The organism is Rhizobium sp. WW_1 (genome assembly GCF_003610155.1).
GTDB lineage: Bacteria > Pseudomonadota > Alphaproteobacteria > Rhizobiales > Rhizobiaceae > Rhizobium > Rhizobium tropici_A.
Window position 1 is genome coordinate 1 of the sequence record NZ_RAIN01000042.1, and the last position, 16,909, is coordinate 16,909.

General features: G+C 61.3%; 16 protein-coding genes and 1 pseudogene. 16 read left to right on the top strand and 1 reads right to left on the bottom strand.

Annotation, left to right across the window (positions count from 1 at the left end; all coding sequences use genetic code 11):
* Nucleotides 1–78: 78 nt before the first annotated feature.
* The 16 genes and pseudogenes from BJ928_RS37845 (at nt 79) to BJ928_RS37920 (ending at nt 16,535) form a co-directional block, all read left to right on the top strand.
* Nucleotides 79–750 carry an FAD-dependent oxidoreductase gene (locus BJ928_RS37845; protein WP_120296859.1) on the top strand — a complete coding sequence of 224 codons (672 nt, stop codon included), beginning with the start codon at nt 79–81 and terminating at the stop codon, nt 748–750.
* Between the two features lie 5 nt (nt 751–755).
* Nucleotides 756–1,559: a phosphonoacetaldehyde hydrolase gene (gene phnX, locus BJ928_RS37850; protein ID WP_047636847.1), complete on the top strand. Its 804-nt coding sequence runs from the start codon at nt 756–758 to the stop codon at nt 1,557–1,559.
* A gap of 395 nt (nt 1,560–1,954) precedes the next feature.
* Nucleotides 1,955–3,715 carry a substrate-binding domain-containing protein gene (locus tag BJ928_RS37855; RefSeq protein ID WP_047636848.1) on the top strand — a complete coding sequence of 587 codons (1,761 nt, stop codon included), beginning with the start codon at nt 1,955–1,957 and terminating at the stop codon, nt 3,713–3,715.
* 28 nt (nt 3,716–3,743) lie between these two features.
* Nucleotides 3,744–4,961: a sugar ABC transporter substrate-binding protein gene (locus tag BJ928_RS37860; RefSeq protein ID WP_245432822.1), complete on the top strand. Its 1,218-nt coding sequence runs from the start codon at nt 3,744–3,746 to the stop codon at nt 4,959–4,961.
* Between the two features lie 57 nt (nt 4,962–5,018).
* Nucleotides 5,019–5,903, top strand: coding sequence for a sugar ABC transporter permease (locus BJ928_RS37865; protein WP_052228058.1), 885 nt, complete (start codon nt 5,019–5,021; stop codon nt 5,901–5,903).
* Nucleotides 5,900–6,727 (top strand): carbohydrate ABC transporter permease, encoded by an 828-nt coding sequence (locus BJ928_RS37870; protein WP_047636851.1) that lies wholly within the window; start codon nt 5,900–5,902, stop codon nt 6,725–6,727. Before BJ928_RS37865 ends, BJ928_RS37870 begins: the two co-directional genes overlap by 4 nt.
* A 3-nt stretch (nt 6,728–6,730) precedes the next feature.
* Complete coding sequence (locus BJ928_RS37875) at nt 6,731–7,510, top strand: enoyl-CoA hydratase-related protein (RefSeq protein ID WP_047636852.1); 780 nt, start codon at nt 6,731–6,733, stop codon at nt 7,508–7,510.
* Between the two features lie 2 nt (nt 7,511–7,512).
* Complete coding sequence (locus BJ928_RS37880) at nt 7,513–8,271, top strand: SDR family NAD(P)-dependent oxidoreductase (RefSeq protein WP_047636853.1); 759 nt, start codon at nt 7,513–7,515, stop codon at nt 8,269–8,271.
* The gene (locus tag BJ928_RS37885; RefSeq protein ID WP_052228057.1) at nt 8,268–9,353 is read left to right on the top strand and encodes a hypothetical protein; all 1,086 of its coding nucleotides are present in this window, start codon (nt 8,268–8,270) and stop codon (nt 9,351–9,353) included. The genes BJ928_RS37880 and BJ928_RS37885 overlap by 4 nt, the downstream gene beginning before the upstream one ends.
* A gap of 1 nt (nt 9,354) precedes the next feature.
* Entirely contained in the window at nt 9,355–10,407 is a 1,053-nt protein-coding gene (locus BJ928_RS37890) for an ABC transporter ATP-binding protein (RefSeq protein WP_047636855.1), read from the top strand.
* On the top strand, nt 10,404–11,537 hold the full coding sequence (locus BJ928_RS37895) for an extracellular solute-binding protein (RefSeq protein ID WP_047636857.1): 1,134 nt from the start codon (nt 10,404–10,406) through the stop codon (nt 11,535–11,537). Before BJ928_RS37890 ends, BJ928_RS37895 begins: the two co-directional genes overlap by 4 nt.
* 16 nt (nt 11,538–11,553) lie before the next feature.
* A complete protein-coding gene (locus BJ928_RS37900; protein ID WP_047636858.1) occupies nt 11,554–12,777 on the top strand; it encodes a CaiB/BaiF CoA-transferase family protein in 1,224 nt (407 codons plus the stop codon).
* Between the two features lie 194 nt (nt 12,778–12,971).
* Nucleotides 12,972–13,442: an MEKHLA domain-containing protein gene (locus BJ928_RS37905; protein ID WP_047636860.1), complete on the top strand. Its 471-nt coding sequence runs from the start codon at nt 12,972–12,974 to the stop codon at nt 13,440–13,442.
* A 148-nt stretch (nt 13,443–13,590) separates the two neighbouring features.
* A complete protein-coding gene (locus tag BJ928_RS37910; RefSeq protein ID WP_047636861.1) occupies nt 13,591–14,535 on the top strand; it encodes a LysR family transcriptional regulator in 945 nt (314 codons plus the stop codon).
* Between the two features lie 218 nt (nt 14,536–14,753).
* Nucleotides 14,754–15,956 (top strand): annotated as a pseudogene (locus tag BJ928_RS37915) (NAD-dependent formate dehydrogenase).
* 69 nt (nt 15,957–16,025) lie between these two features.
* On the top strand, nt 16,026–16,535 hold the full coding sequence (locus tag BJ928_RS37920) for an HPP family protein (RefSeq protein WP_047636862.1): 510 nt from the start codon (nt 16,026–16,028) through the stop codon (nt 16,533–16,535).
* A 106-nt stretch (nt 16,536–16,641) separates the two neighbouring features.
* Here BJ928_RS37920 and BJ928_RS39265 read toward each other — a convergent pair.
* A partial coding sequence (locus BJ928_RS39265; RefSeq protein WP_210211185.1) for a hypothetical protein occupies nt 16,642–16,909 on the bottom strand: 268 nt, incomplete at its 5' end.

Sequence of the window (16,909 nt, forward strand, 5' to 3'; positions counted from 1 at the left end):
GCCAGATGTACGGAAGAGCAAAACTCGATCTCCTGCAGGCGCGGTTGATCGGTGCGTCGTAGACCTGCACAGCAGCAAATGTGCGTCAGAGCCGAATTTCGCTGGAACACGGCCGTTCGCGCCATCGGCGGGACTCGGATCGAAACCAGCCATGGTACGATCGAGGCGGAAGCGGTGGTCGCCTGCCCCGGCGACGATTTCTCAACGCTCTTCCCCGACGTTATTGCCAAGCATGCTCTCACGATCTGCACGCTGCAGATGCTCCGCGTTGCACCCGCCGAGCCGAGCCGGTTCGGCGCCGCCGTCATGTCGGATATGAGCCTCGCCCGCTACGAAGGTTTTGCCGATCTGCCGGAGGCGCAGGCGCTTAAAGACCGGCTCGATCGCGAAGAGGCCGAAAGCCGCGCCGCCGGAATTCATCTGATCGCCGTGCAGTCAGCCGATGGTTCGCTCGTCGTCGGCGACAGCCACGTCTATGGCAATGCGCAGCAGCCATTTGCAAGCGAGCGCTTCGACCGACTGATCCTCGACGAATTCGACCGCGTGTTCGATCTTCCGGGCCGCACCGTCGTCAATCGCTGGATCGGCACCTATGCCTCGTCCAAGGAGCGGACGGTGCTGGTCGAGCGTCCCGCCGATCATATCCGTCTCGTCATGGTGACGGGCGGAACGGGCGCATCGACCGGTTTCGCCTTGGGCGAGCAGGTCGTCGACGATCTCTATGCTTCAACATCTTGTTCTTGGGAGTGAAACCAGTGAGCCATTTGAAAGCCGTTGTCTTCGATTGGGCGGGGACGGTCATCGATTTCGGGTCCTTCGCGCCCATGGGCGTGTTCGTCGAGGCCTTCAGCCGCTTCGGCATCGAGGTCACCATCGCCGAAGCGCGCGAGCCGATGGGGCGTCCGAAATGGGACCACATCGACGCCATGCTGAAGCAGCCGCGCATCCGCGAGCTGTGGACCGCGCATCACGGCAAGGCCCCGACATCAGCCGATGTCGACACGGTCTACGAAGTTTTCGTGCCGATGAACGAAGAGGTCGTGCATAAATTCGCCGATCTCGTTCCCGGTACGACCGACGTCGTTGGAGCGCTGCGTCAGCGCGGCATGAAGATCGGTTCCACGACGGGCTACACCCGCTCGATCATGGAGCGCGTTCTGCCGCTTGCGAAACAGCAGGGCTATGAGGTCGACAATCTCGTATGCGCCGGCGATCTGCCGCATGGGCGTCCGACGCCGATGAACATGTACAAATGCTTCCTCGATCTCGATGTCTGGCCGGCGCAGGCGGTGGTCAAGGTGGATGATACCGGCGTCGGCATCGACGAAGGTGTTGCCGCCGGCTGCTGGACTGTCGGCGTTGCGCTCAGCGGCAACGAGGCGGGGCTCACTCCGCAGGAGATCGCCGGGATGGCTCCGGATGCACTTGCCAAGGTTCGCGAGCGTGCCGCCGGCGCACTGAAGGCGCAAGGCGCGCATTACATCATCGATACGGTTGCCGATCTGATGCCCGTTATTGAAGATATCGAACGGCGTCTCGCGGCCGGCGAACGGCCGTAATCCCCAGAATATCGCTTTCCTTATAGAGGCCCGCCAATCCGCTTCCGCATGATTGGCGGGCCTTCTCGATGTTATAGGGGCTATAGCCGGTTGCCGCAGTTCGCACTCGCATGGATGCGATGCCGATGGCTGATTCCGCCCTTTGACAGCCGCAAGAATGGCTCGACTGTCTCCCCGTCCGATGGATTCCGACAGGTAAGCGCCACGCGTTGCCGCTGAGCGCATGCGCGCGCCCTCCCGTGCGACTTTGGAAGCATCCCGCAATATATGAGAATTCGTCAATTGATCGATTTTGATCGTTTGGCGACGAATGCGCACGGGCGGCGTGGCAATTGGTGATCTTTTCATTGAAGAGGAGATGATGTTGCGCGAGTTTCCGTGCCAGAGGAGATCATATGATCAAGGAACAACGACACGCCAGAATACTCTCGCTTCTTCGCCAGCAGGGCGTCGTAAGCATGGAGGATCTGCGCCGCGCCATGCCCGGCATTGCTGCGGTGACGCTTCGGCGTGATCTCGCCCAGCTTGATGAGCTTGGCGCGGTCCGGCGCCGTCATGGCGGGGCAGTGCTTTCGGATGAGGCGATCGTTCGTTCCAAAGGTGCTTTGCCAGGTGTCGAAATTGGCCCGCTCGAATCCGATCTCGACTCTTTGAATGCCGTCATTCTTCCGCCGATCATCGGTCGAGGAAGCAATGTGCTGCGGCGCGAAATCGTTCGGCGCGGAATTCCGTTCATCGCCGAAAGCGCGGCCCAGGAGGGCGGGGCCTATCTCGGGCCGGATAACTTCACCGCGGGTGTCGAACTTGGGCGTTTGGCGGCAGCCGAGATGGCCGGCAAGCCGGTCTCCATGCTGGTGATCGGCGTTGCCGAACTGCCCAATACACGCGATCGTGTTGCGGGATTCGAGGCGGGTTTGGCGGAAGGCGGTCTGCGACCGGTCGCTGTTCATCGCGTGAACGGACAGGGCAGCTACAGGATCGGCTTGCGGGTAGCGCATGATGCCTTCGCCGCCGACGAGGCGATCAATCTCGTCTTTGCCGTCAACGATCATGCCGCGATTGCGGGGATCGAGGCGGCCGAGCGCATCAAGAGGCAGGTTGCCGTCTATTCGATGGGCGGCGAGAGCGCCGCCTTCATGGCACGGCTCGCCGAGACGGGGCCGTTGCGGGCTGTCGGCGCCCTGTTTCCGGAAGTGGTCGGGCGCCTGGGTATCGATATGGCCGTGCTCGGAATCCTCGGACAATCCCCGTCCGATACTGTCACGCCGCACGCCGTCATCACGCCGCTGACGCTTGCCGATTATTTCGAAAATGGTGCGGAAGGCTGGCGCCTGAAGGAGGAGGTGCTTGAGCGGCTGAGCAGCATCCGGCTCGGTTTCAACACCAAGCTTTTACGGTCCCGCCGCATCGGCTTTCTGCCGCATTATCCCGCACATGACTGGTATCGCAGCATGGCGAGCGCCATGCAGGCACGTTGCCAGGCTTATGGAGCAATGCTGGTGGTCTCGCCGCCGCATCACGGTATTTCGGCCGAGATTGCCCGTCTGCGCCGCGAAATTGCGCAGACGGCCGCTCTGCTGCTGCGGCCGGGTATGGTCGTCGCGCTCAATGACGGCCAGGCAAATCTCTTCCTTTCGGAGGAAATACGCAACATCGCCTCGCACGGGCCGGAGCAGCTCCACGGCGTCACGATCGTCACCAACTCTCTCGACGTGCTGCATGCGCTGGAAGACGTCGCCGCCGTAAAGGTGATCCTGACGGCAGGAGAATATCAGAAGACCGATCGCTGCCTGGTCGGGCCGAGCGTCGGCGCGATTTTCGAACAGGTCCGCCCGCATCTGGCGTTCATCGCGGCGGATGGCGTGACATCCGGCTTCGGCCTGTCCTCGCTCGACGAGCGGCGCGCACTTGCCGCTCGGCGGCTCATCAGCGCGTCGCAAGCGACGATCGTCCTTGCCGACAGCGTTGCGCTCGGCTCCGACGCCAATCATCGCATCGCCGGCATATCGCAAGTCGGTTCTGTGCTGACCGATGACGGCGCCTTGCCTGAGGAGCGACAGCGGTTCCGTTCGGTCGGCGTCGACGTGTTGATCGCCGGCGAAGTCCTTTCCGAACCGCTGCCGGACGGCGGCGGGACATATCAGAACCAACTCTAGAACAATCGTATATCAAGGGAGGAGAACCATGATGAAATCACTATTGAAGGCCGCAACACTGGGAGCGGCATTGCTTGCCGCAGGATCGGCGCTGGCCGAGCAGACGACGCTGCAATTCTGGGACAACCAGCAGACCGAGAGCGGCCTATCGGACGTGCAGAAGGCAGCCGTCGAGCGCTTCATGAAGGAAAACCCCGATATCAAGATCGAGGTGACGACGGTTCCCTATCCGGAATATCAGCAGCGCCTGCTGACCGCCGTCCAGGGCGGCAATGCGCCTGACGTTGCCACGCTTGATCAGATCTGGGTCGGTGCCTTCGCCAAGGCGGGCGCAATTGCCGATCTGACCGGACAGGCAAGCGCTGCTGGTATCTCCCGCGACGGCTTTTTCGGCGGCGCGTGGGATTCGGCGGTGCTCGACAGCAAGCTCTACGGCATCCCCTTCAACGTCGATGTCTGGCAGTTCAGCTACTATAACAAGGCGCTGCTGGATGCAGCCAAGATCGACCCCGCCAGCCTCTCGACCTTCGACGGACTGAAGAGCGCTGCCGAGAAGCTGACAACAAACGGCAAGTTCGGCGTCGGCCTCTTCGGCCACAAGGGTGAGGATACGGTTGTCGTCGGCGACTCCTTCATCTTCTCCAATGGTGGCCGCATCCTGAAGGAAGATGGCAGCTGCGCACTGACGGAAGCACCGGCTATCGAGGCGCTGACTTATCTGCAGGGGCTTGCCAAGTCCGCGCCTGCAGGCATTCTGAATGCTTCCTCCGGCGACATGCGCGAACTGTTCCTCAACGGCTCGCTGGCCATCGAGTTCTGGCCGGCGCTGGAACAGCCGACCCTGCAAGAGAGCAAGATCGACTGGGGCTTCGTCAATGGAACGGCACCGGCGGGCAAGACGCCTGTCGGCACGTTCGGGGGCTGGAACCTTGCGGTCTTCCAATCCTCCAAGCATCAGGAAGCGGCCTGGAAGTTCATCCAGTTCATGGTGCGCGCCGATGTCAACGGCGACGTGGTCGACCTCATTCCGGCCAACAAGAAGGCAGCCGAAGCCTTCCTGCAGAAGAACCGCAAAGACCCGCAGGCCATCATGACACAGCTCGACAATGCCAAGGCGCGCCCGCTCTCGCCGCGCTATCTTGAGCTTGCCGATGCCCAGATCGCGATGTTCCAGGACATCTATGCGGGCAATGATCCCAAAGCTGCCGCTGCCAAGGCCTGCAGCGTCATCGATACCCTCAAGTAATTCCACCTTCGGCCGCATCCCGAAACCGGGATGCGGTCCCAGGACAAGGTTTTTCCAATGCGCCAAGATCGCTGGTTACACTGGCTGCTTCTTGCTCCCGCCCTCGTCGTGATGGCGGTCATGCTCTATTATCCGATGCTCGGCACTGTCTACGAGAGCTTTCACGAAACCAGCTTTTTGAATCCCGATCCGAAGTTCGTCGGTTTCGCGCTCTACCAGCGCGTTCTTGCCGACGGCACGTTCTATACGGTTCTGCTGAATTCGATCGTCTGGACGCTCGGCGTCGTGCTGCTGCAGAACATCCTCGGTTTCCTGACGGCGCTTCTTCTCAATCAGCAGCTTCCGATGCAGGGCGTGCTGCGGGCCATCGTGCTTTTGCCCTTCATCCTGCCTGGTGTGGTCGCCGCCATCCTCTGGCGCTTCATGTACGATCCGCAGCTTGGCCTGGTAAATTCGCTGCTTCTGCAGGTCGGCCTGATCGACCACAGCATCGCCTGGCTTGCCGATAGCCGCATGGCCATGGCGTCGGTGATCGTTGCAGCGGTGTGGAAGGGCTTTCCCTTCTCCATGCTGATCTATCTGGCGGCGCTGCAGAATGTCGATCAGAGCCAGATCGAAGCTGCAACGCTCGATGGCGCCGGCCCGGTGCGCAGGCTCTTCGACGTCACGCTGCCTGCGATCCGCGACGTGGTGGTCGTCAATATCGTGCTGACGCTGATCCTCACCTTCAACTATTTCGACATTATCTGGGTGCTGACGAAGGGCGGCCCGCAATCGGCAACCCATATCTTCCCGACCAAGATCTTCGAGACGGGCTTTGGCCAGTTCCGTTTCGGCGAAGCTGCCACCTATGGCGTGTTCTCGATCCTCGTCCTTGCGCTCCTGGTCGCGCTCTATGCCATCGTCCAGGGCGGCGCCAACCGCCGGAGGGCTGCGGCATGAAACAGTCCCGCTCCACCCGCCTCATCCTGATGCTCCTGCAGCTCCTCCTGGCCGCTGCGGTGCTGCTGCCCTTCTTCTGGATGTTTTCCGTCAGCCTGAAGCCTGCGACGGAGCCATTCGCGATCCCCGCCCGGCTCTGGCCAAGCAGCCCGACCATCGACAACTACGTAACGGCGTTCCGCCCGGAATTTCGGACCTATTTCTTCAATTCGCTCGTCGTCTCGCTCTCGACGGTGATCATCACCGTGACGCTCGGATTGCTCGCTGCCTACAGTTTCACGCGGGCGCAACTGGCGGCGATGTCGGCACTCGTCGGGCTGGTGGTTCTCGCGCAGATGTTTCCACACTCCGCCATCATCATCCCGATCTACAAGATGATGCGCAGTGCGGGGCTCTTGAACACCTATTGGTCGCTGATCCTCGCCTATGTCTCGGTTACCTTACCCGTGGCAATCTGGATGCTGCGCGGTTTTCTCCTGAAGCTTCCGGCCTCGATCGAAGAATCTGCCGCCGTCGACGGCGCGACACCGATGCGGATCTTCTGGGATATCGTCGTGCCGCTTTCACGCCCGGGCCTGATCGCCACGTCCGTCTATGTGCTGATCGTTACCTGGCAGGAGTTCCTGTTCGCCCTGTCCTTCACATCGACGAAGGACATGCGAACCCTTCCCGTCGGCCTCAACGATTTCATCGGCCAATACGGCATCCGGTATGGCGAGCTCATGGCCTCCTCGGTCATGGTGTCGCTGCCCGTCATGGCGATCTTCTTCTTCCTGCAACGCTATTTCGTCGCCGGCATCACCGCCGGTGCGGTGAAAGGTTAGACCATGGCGCTGATCGAAACATCCGATCTGCTTCCCGGCATCCGCCAGATCCTTTTCAACAGGCCCGAGAAGCTGAATGCGCTCTCGACGCCGCTGATGCGTGAATTCGAGACGGCGCTCATCGAGGCCGCCGCCGATCGCGGCGTGCGCGTCATCGTCCTTCGCGGCGCTGGCGGCAAGGCCTTCGTCGCTGGCGCGGACATTGCAGAATATCAGGGCGACAAACGCGCGGAATTCATCGCCTATCAGCTCAACTCGCGTCGCGTGTTCGATATGCTCGAACGCATCGCCAAGCCGGTCATCTGCGCCGTTGACGGATTTGCCCTGGGCGGCGGCTTCGAGATCGCGCTCTGCTGTGACATCCTGATCTTGGCTGATACCGCACAGCTCGGCCTTCCGGAAGGAAGGCTTGGCCTTTGCCCGGGGGGTGGAGGAACGCAAAGGCTTGTGCGCGCCGTCGGAAAATATGCGGCATCAGACCTGCTGCTCGCTGGTTGGCGATTGTCCGCGCAACGCGCCTTGCAGCTCGGTATTGCCGCCGATGTCGTTCCGGCGGAGGAGATGGATGAGGCGATCCTGCGTCGCGCGCGCGCCTGTTTGAAAGTAGCGCCGCTTGCCGCTGCCGAGATGAAGCGGCTGCTGCGGGAAGGCGCAAGCGCCGATATCGAAACCGCGAAGAGCCTGGAACAGGAGGTGCTGTTCCGCCTCTATTCGACGGCCGATGGACAGGAGGGGATCGATGCCTTCCTCGAAAAACGCGATCCCCAGTTCAGGATGGAATAGCCATGGAATTCAAGGGTAAAGTCGTCGCCATAACCGGTGGCGCAAAGGGCATAGGCCGCTCCTGCGTGGAGCTTTTTGCCGCTCGCGGCGCCGAAGTCGTCTTCTCGGACATCGACGATGCAGCCGGCGAGGCTCTCGCCAAAGCTCTCGGCCGATCCGTGGTCTTCAGCCACGGTGATGTCCGTAAGCTTGCCGACATGCAGGCCATGGCCGCGCTTGCCAAGGCGCGCTTCGGCGGATTGGACATCATTGTCAACAATGCGGCGATTGCGTTGAACGGCGTCATTGATGAAATCGACGAAGAACGCTGGACAACGGTCATCGACACGAACCTCACGGGCTTCTGGCGGACGATGAAGGCCTGCGTGCCGCTTCTGCGCGAACGCGGCGGCGGCGCCATCGTCAATCTTTCCTCCGTGCAGGGCCTGATCGGCTTCCAGGGCTGGCCGGCCTATGCTGCCGCCAAGGGTGCGATCATCGCGCTGACGCGGCAATGCGCCATCGATCTCGCCAAGGCCGGCATCCGCGTCAATGCGGTCGCGCCCGGAACGATCATGACGCCGATGAACGAAAAGATCTTCGAGGAAACCGAGGATGCGCAGGCGCTGATCGACAGCTGGAACCGCGCGCACCCGATCGGCCGCTTCGGCCAGCCGAGCGAGGTTGCCGAACTCGTCGTGTTTCTGGCGTCCGACAGGGCGAGCTTCATCACCGGCGAGATCGTCCGTTGCGACGGCGGCCTCGCAATCAGGGGGGAATGATGAGCGACCTTTACTCCATAGAGACTGCCGCCGGCACACTGCAATTCGATGCTTCCGTCGGCAATATACCGCTGCTGCAGCTGCGCTCCGGGGAGCGCTCTATCGAGCCGCTGCACGTCACGCCATGGCGAGACGAACCTGAGGTACAGGCAAATCCGGCGATCTCGCCGCTTGAGCGGCGATTGGCGGGAGATTTCTTCTGCGCGCCGTTCAGCACCTCGCTTGATCCGGCCGTGCCTGGCCATGGCTGGACGGCCAACAGCGCCTGGAGATTGCAGGCGAAGGATGCCGGGCGGATGCACCTCGTGCTCCTACGCGACGTCTCCGGCGCGCTGATCACCAAGCGGCTCGAACTTTCGCAGGATGCGCCGCTGCTCTATCAGGAGCACCTGATCGAAGGGGGCCGCGGTGTCCTGCCGGTCGCCCATCACCCGATGTTCCGACTTGCCGGCGGCGGCCGGTTCTTCACGTCGAAGAAGAAGGCCGTCCTGACGCCGGCCCAGCCGCTGGAGCCGGGGCGCTCCTGCCTTGCCTATCCGACACGCTCGACGGATCTCGTAAGGGTTGCGGGGGCAAACGGTGCGACTGTCGATCTCACCCGCTGGCCAATCGGTAGCCGCAACGAGGATTTCGTCACTCTCGTCGAAGCGCCAGGGTCGGTATTGGGATGGTCGGCGGTGATCCGCGAAAACGAGGATGATATCGTCTTCTGTCTGAAAGATCCCTCCGTCCTGCCGGTCACGATGCTGTGGTTCTCGAACGGCGGCCGCGACTATGCGCCGTGGAATGGCAGGCATCTGGGCGTGACCGGCATAGAGGATGGCTGCGCGCCGGCACTTAGCGGCGAGGCGGAGGCGGGACAACCGAATCCGGTATCGGATGAAGGGGTGGCAACCGGGCTCCAATTGGCAGATGGGCGGCGCCACGTGATCCGCCATGTGATCGGTGCAGTTCCGCGACCTGAGGGTTGGACCGAGATCTCGGAGATTTCGGTCAGCGCCGACACGCTGACGATCATGGACGGAGCGGGGCGCCGTGTCGAGCTGCCCTGGCGCCGCGATTTCCTGAAAGGACTGAATTGAAATGGCCGCAATCGAGTTGCGCAAGCTCACCAAGAGCTTTGGTTCCTATACGGCGCTTGGCGGACTGGATCTGACCATCGGCGACGGCGAATTCCTCGTCCTGCTTGGACCCTCGGGTTGCGGCAAGTCAACAACTATGCGCATCGTCGCCGGTCTGGAGGAGCCGACATCAGGTGATATCCTGATCGGCGGACGCCGGGTCAACGAGATGCCGGCCCGCGACCGCGATCTCGCCATGGTGTTCCAGAACTATGCGCTCTATCCGCATATGACCGTCGGGGAGAATATCGGTTATCCGCTGAAGATCCGCAGGCTTGAGCGGACGAAGCGTGAACAGCTGGTTCGCGACGCCGCGCAGAAGGTGGATATGCTGCATCTCCTGACGCGCCGTCCGGCTGAACTCTCCGGTGGTCAGAGGCAGCGCGTGGCGCTTGCGCGCGCCATCGTGCGCAAGCCGCAGGTCTTCCTCATGGACGAGCCGCTTTCCAACCTCGATGCCAAGCTGCGCACGGTCATGCGCGGCGAGCTCAAGAACCTGCAGCGGGATCTCGGCGTAACCACAATCTATGTCACGCATGATCAGGTCGAGGCGATGACACTGGCCGATCGGATCGTGGTCTTGAACAAGGCCGTCATCCAGCAGATCGGTACGCCCGCGGAAATCTATGCCCGTCCGGCAAATATGTTCGTTGCGGCCTTCATCGGCTCGCCGCCGATGAACTTGCTTCCTGGGTACGTTGCCGGCGGCTTCTTCGAAAGCGAGGGTGGTCGATTTGTGCTCGGCCAGCCGGACGGTGAGATTGTCGTCGGCATCCGGCCCGAGCATATCAGGCTCGCCTCGGCGGGCGGCGGTCATTTTACCGGTACGGTCTTTTCCTCCGAACTTCTGGGCGATTGCACCATCCTGACCGTCAAGGCCGGTGGTGCGTTGATCGCGGCAAAGCTTGCGCCGGAAGAGGGGCGGCCGATCGGCAGCACCGTCGAACTCAGCTTCGAAACCGGGCGCATGCATATCTTCGACGCAGAGAGCGGCGAGCGGCGGGGGGACGCATGACATTCGTCGGTCTCACCTGGGATCACCCCCGGGGCTATGATGCTCTGGCGGAAACCGCGCGTTGCGTGAACGAAGGTCGCGCCACGCGGCTCATCCATTGGAACAAACAGCCGCTGGAAGGCTTCGAAAGCGCACCGATCGCCGAGCTTGCCGAGGGCAACGACCTGCTGGTCATGGATCACCCGCATATCGGCGAGGCGGTGGCGGAGGGTTGCTTCCTGCCACTTGAAGACCTTTATTCGGATGAGTTGCTGCAGGCCTGGAGGCGAGACAGTGTCGGCCCGTCTTCCGCAAGCTATTATTGGGATGGCAAAACATGGGCTCTGCCGCTCGACGTGGCGACACAGGTCATGGCCCGCCGCGTGGACCGCATTGCGGAGCCGCCGCGCGATTGGGATGAGCTTGTCGAGCAGGCCAAGCGTCTGCCCGTCGCCCTCTCCCTGGCGGGTCCGCACGCCGTTCTGACATTGATGTCGATGGTTGCGGGCGGAGGAGGCGAGGTCGGCGGCGAAGGGTTCCTATCCGATGTCGAGGCGCTTGCCGCGCTCGATATCATGCAGAGGCTCCATGCACTTCGGCCCATGGGCAGCGAAAGGCTCAATCCCATTGCGCTGCTGGAGGCCATGGTGCGGAGCGAGGATATCGCGCTCGTGCCGTTGGTGTTCGGTTATGTGACTTATGCGTCCCGGCGTTATGGCGCAAACGCCGTCGGCTTTAGCGATACCATCCGTTCCGAAGGCGGCAAGGGTGGCGTGATCGGCGGCACAGGCATTGCTTTTTCGCGCCGCTGCCGTCCAACGCCCGAACTTCTTGCGCATATTGCCTCGCTGCTCTCGATGCGGACACAGATCGAGATCTTCCCCGCCTTTGGCGGTCAGCCTTCGGCGCGGTCTGCCTGGCAGGATGTCGAGGTCAACCGCCTGTGGGGCGGCTTCTATTGCAACACACTCGGCACCGCGGAGACGGCGCTGCTGCGGCCGCGCTTCGATGGCTACATCGCCTTCCAGACGGCGGCTGCCGATTGCATTCGCTCGGCGCTGGAGCGCCGCGAAAACCCGGAAACGACGCTTGCCTTCCTTCGCAGCCTTTGGCGCCAGGCGCGCCACGGAGCTCGAGGCCCTATCGAATAGACCAGAGGATGACGACATGACTGAAACTTCCACTCCCGCCGCGCTCAAGGGCATCCGCATCCTCGACTTCTCGCACCTTTTGCAAGGGCCCTTTGCGACGCAATTGCTTGCCGATATGGGCGCAGATGTCATCAAGATCGAGCGACCGGGCAAGGGCGATCTCTTCCGCTCGCTTACCTTCCGCAACAAATGGGTCGGCGGCAGCGAAAGCCCGAATTTCCTCGCCTGGAACCGCAACAAGCGTTCCATCGCCCTCAATCTCAAATCACCGGAAGCCAAGTCCATCATCATGGAGATGGCCAAGAGCGCCGATATCGTCGTCCAGAATTTCCGGCCGGGCGTGTTGAAGACGCTGGGGTATGGTTATGAGGATTTTCGCGCCGTCAATCCGCGCATCATCTATTGCTCGGGTTCGGGATATGGCGAAGACGGCCCCTATGTGGATCGCCCAGGCCAGGACATGCTCGTTCAGGGCCTGACCGGCATCATGGCCGCAACCGGTCAGGCAGATGCGCCGCCGACCCCGGTCGGTGCAGGCTTTTCCGATCAGATCGGTGCGATGAACATGGTCTACGGTATTCTCTCCGCGCTCTACTGGCGCGAAAAATCCGGGCTCGGGCAAGAGGTCAAGGTCAGCCTCCTGGCCGGTATGCTTGCCCACCAGAACCAGGAAATGGTCATGGCCCTCAATTTCAACGAGGATTTCCAGCGGCCGCGCTCGGGCATCGGCCATCCCGGCATGGACGCACCCTTCGGTACCTATCCGACGAAGGACGGCTGGGTAACGATTGCGATGAGCCCCTATCGCACGCTGGTCGGCGTGCTCGGCAATGACGAGCTGCTTGCCTATGACGATCCGGAAAAGCTTTTCGCACAGCGCGACGAAATCTGGCGCCGGCTTGCCGTGGAGACCGCCAAGTGGACGAGCGCAGCGCTGATGGAAGCTCTATTGGATGCAGACATCTGGTGCGGCGAGGTCAAATCCCATCTGCAGGCGGCAGAAGACCCGCAGGTGCGTCATATGCAACTGGTAACGAGCTATGAGCACCCGCGCGCCGGTACCGTCCAGGTGGTGGCGCCAGCCGTGCGCCTTTCGGAAACGCCTGCGACGATCCGCCAGCCGGCGCCGCTCGTCGGACAACATACCCGCGAGATCTTGCGCGAGTTCGGCTATTCGGATGCACGGATCGGTGAGTGGCTTGCTTCCGGCACGGCCTATGCTGACGAATTGCCGGAATAGGCGGTTACCATCGCAGGCAAGGCGCGCAGGATGTGCCTTGCTTGTATCTCATGCTGGGCATGATGCCCGACCCATTGCGTTCATCATGCCTATTGCTGCGAGGGTGCAGCATCTCGTCCCCATGGCTTTCGATACGTAAGGTAATTTGCTAGGTGTCGATCCCGTCGATCTGGACGATGGCGGGAACAAGACGGATGATTGAGAGACTTGAGGGCAATGCCGTGGATTTGTCGGCCGACGAAGCGTTCTTCGACCTTCTGACGGGCAGTTTTCAGCGCATTGTCGGCCTTCCTCTCGCCATTCCGGGCGCAGGGCCAGATTGGCTTTACAGCGAGGCGCCGTTCGTGGTCGTCGCCCACAACAGGGATGCCGATCCGCGTTTCGTCTATGCCAACAAGGCCGCCCAGAATTGCTTTGAATATCCCTGGGCCGAATTCATAACGCTTCCCTCGCGGCTTTCGGCTGAACTTCCGGATCGTGCCGAGCGTCAGAAGCTGCTCGACGCCGTGACGCAGAACGGCTTCATCGACTGCTATCGCGGCCTCAGAATTGCAAAATCCGGACGGCGGTTCTGGATCGAGGACGGTATCGTCTGGCAACTCGTGGATCGCGACGGCAATTTGCGCGGGCAGGCGGCGACATTTTCCAAATGGAAAGATGCATAGGCGTTTAGACGCAGACAGATGCCCTTCACCATCTTCTGAAAGCTGACAGGACGGATTCCGGCATTCGGCGGCCTTGCGCTCCGGAAAAGACTTGATCCATAGAGCGTTATATTTAAATAAATATAACGCTCTATGGATGGGGATACCCGTGCTGATCAGACATCTTTCCTTCGTCGTGACGCTCGCTGAAGAGAAGCACTTCGCAAGGGCGGCCGAGCTATGCCATATCACGCAGCCGACCTTGTCGGCCGCGATCCGCAAGCTTGAGGATGATCTCCGCGTCACGCTGATTGCGCGTGGAAATCGCTATATGGGCCTGACTTCGGAGGGCGAGCGTGTTCTCGAATGGGGTCGGCAGATCCTGTTCGACTATGAGAGCCTGCAAAGGGAGATTGTCGGAACGACAAGGGGTCTGCGTGGTACGCTGCGGCTTGGTATCGTTCCGGCTGCCATGCCCTCCGTCTCCTTCCTCTCGGAACGCTTCATGGCGGCGCATCCGGAGGCGACGATCGAGATCAAGTCGATGACGTCGCGTGCGATCCAACATGGGCTCGACGCCTTCGAGATCGATGGCGGCCTTACCTATCTGGAAAACGAGCCGCTGGAGCACGTTGAGCGGCTGCCGCTTTATCATGAAAGATATGTCTTCGTCTGCCGATCCGACCACCCCTTTGCGGCGCGGCGGCGGTTGAGCTGGGCAGAGGCTTCAACTCAGGCGCTATGCCTGCTGAGCGAGGATATGCAGAACCGCCGTATCCTCAATGCCGTTGCGGCATCCGCCGGCTTGCTGATCAAACCGTCCGTCGTCAGCAACTCCTTCCTCGCGGTCTGCTCGCATATTCGCAACGGCCTTTGGTGCAGCATCGTACCGCATACTTTCTTCTATATTCTTGGAGATAGGACGGATCTGACCTCCATCGAGCTCGTCGATCCGCAGCACAGGCAGGCGCTTGGCTTGGTCACGTCCGATCGTTCGCCTCAGTCGCCGATGACGAGGGCCTTGGTGAAATCCTTGCAGGGCGCCAATTTCGACGAGGATTTCGAGCGTCGGACGACCGTGGCGTTGCCATCGACATCGTCTATTGCGCGGTAGAAAGCTTTCATTTGCCGACGGCCAGGCCGTGTGGGACCATCGTCAGCGTTGAAACGAGGTTCCGATTGCACGGAACACGGCTTTAGGAAACACCGGCGACTGCCCGCCATCGGCACAGGCTGACTGCGGCAATTTCTGACAGAACCAATATGTCTGACCGGCGCGTAATGACACGCGTTTCCGGGGTGTTTCCTGCTGTCGCAGCTGAGGAAACGAACATGGCAAAAGTAGTTTGCGTTCTTTACGACGATCCCATCGATGGCTATCCCAAATCCTATGCCCGCGACGATCTGCCGAAGATCGAGCATTATCCGGGCGGCCAGACGCTGCCGACGCCCAAAGCCATCGACTTCAAGCCGGGCACGCTGCTTGGAAGTGTCTCCGGTGAGTTGGGCCTGCGCAAATATCTCGAGGCGAACGGCCATACTCTCATCGTCACCTCCGACAAGGATGGCCCGGATTCCGTCCTCGAGAAAGAGCTCGTCGATGCCGACGTCATTATCTCCCAGCCCTTCTGGCCGGCCTATCTCACGGCGGAGCGCATTGCCAAGGCCAAGAAGCTGAAGTTGGCACTGACGGCCGGCATCGGTTCCGACCATGTCGATCTGCAGGCCGCCATCGATCGCGACATCACGGTTGCGGAAGTCACCTATTGCAACTCGATCAGCGTCGCCGAACACGTCGTCATGATGATCCTCGGCCTCGTGCGCAACTATATCCCCTCCTATCAATGGGTGGTGAAAGGCGGCTGGAACATCGCCGATTGCGTCGCGCGGTCCTATGATGTCGAGGGGATGCATGTGGGTACGGTTGCCGCCGGCCGCATCGGACTTGCCGTCTTGAAGCGGCTGAAGCCGTTCGACATGCATCTGCACTATACCGATCGCCACCGCCTGCCGGAATCCGTGGAAAAGGAGCTTGGTCTCACCTAGCATGCGACGCGCGAGGAGCTGTACGAGGTTTGCGACGTCGTCACCCTCAATTGCCCGCTCCATCCCGAGACCGAGCATATGGTCAATGACAAGACGCTGAAGCACTTCAAGCGCGGCGCCTATCTCGTCAATACCGCGCGCGGCAAGCTCTGCGACCGCGACGCAATTGCGCGGGCGCTTGAGAGCGGCCAGCTCGCCGGCTATGCCGGTGACGTCTGGTTCCCGCAGCCGGCGCCGAAGGATCATCCCTGGCGGACCATGCCGCATCACGGCATGACGCCGCATATCTCCGGCACCTCGCTTTCGGCCCAGACGCGCTATGCGGCCGGCACGCGCGAGATCCTCGAATGCTTCTTCGAGGGGCGCCCGATCCGCGAGGAATATCTGATCGTCGATGGCGGCAAGCTTGCCGGAACCGGCGCGCATTCCTATAGCGCCGGCAATGCAACAAGCGGCTCCGAAGAGGCCGCGAGGTTCAAACGCGGCTGATATGGGCCGGGGTGCGGACTGACCGCGCCGCACCCCTCCTTGAGCTGGATTCCACCGGGACGAACAATCATGACCGAGATCAACAACGTGCCCCTGGAGAGCTGGAATGTCCGTATCAGCCGCCGGATATGGCCGGCGGCCGTTTCGGGCCTTGGCGGCTTTCTGGTAATCTATATTCTCTCGCAACTCGGTGCGTCGCTTGCCGTGCCTCTTCTTGTTGCGCCGTTCGGCGCGAGCTGCGTCCTGGTCTTCGCCCTGCCGCAAAGTCCGCTGGCGCAGCCGAAAAACGTCATAGGCGGGCACCTCATCTCCGCCTTTATTGGAGTGACGGTATTCGGGCTGCTTGGTGCGCATCCCCTGTCGTTTGCGCTTGCGGTCGGTCTTGCTATCGCCGCCATGCAGGCAACCGGAACCCTGCATCCGCCTGCGGGAGCTGATCCCATCGTCGTTCTGGTCGCAGGTGCGTCCTGGTCTTTTCTGATCATGCCCATGCTTGCGGGAACGGTTCTGATTGTGGCCGCGGCCTATTGCTTTCACCGCTTCGTCTCTCATCGGGCCTATCCGGCTGATGGTGCGTGATCACCGGTATCAGGCATATCCGGCGCCGTGAGATCAGCGGCAAATGAGGTCGCCTCGCATCGAGAACGGATCATGGAGGCGATGCCGGGGAGGGCTGAACGGCGCTCTACCATCCCGCAGGGCCGACTGGCCGTTGTCCGCCTTGCTGTGAAGACGTGCCAAGGTTGAAAGTTTCGCACCTGAGAACGTGCAGAACTAAATATCCTTCTATTACAATGACTTGTAAGATTTTGGAACTTTTGTCTTCATTGGCCATTGACGGTAAGGCAGCCCCGGCCTTATAAGCCCGATCACTGACGAGGGCGGCGGCGCTGCTGGCGACGAAGTCCTTCGCTCTGGTGTTTCCTTGATTGGCTGCGATGCTGATTGGTGGT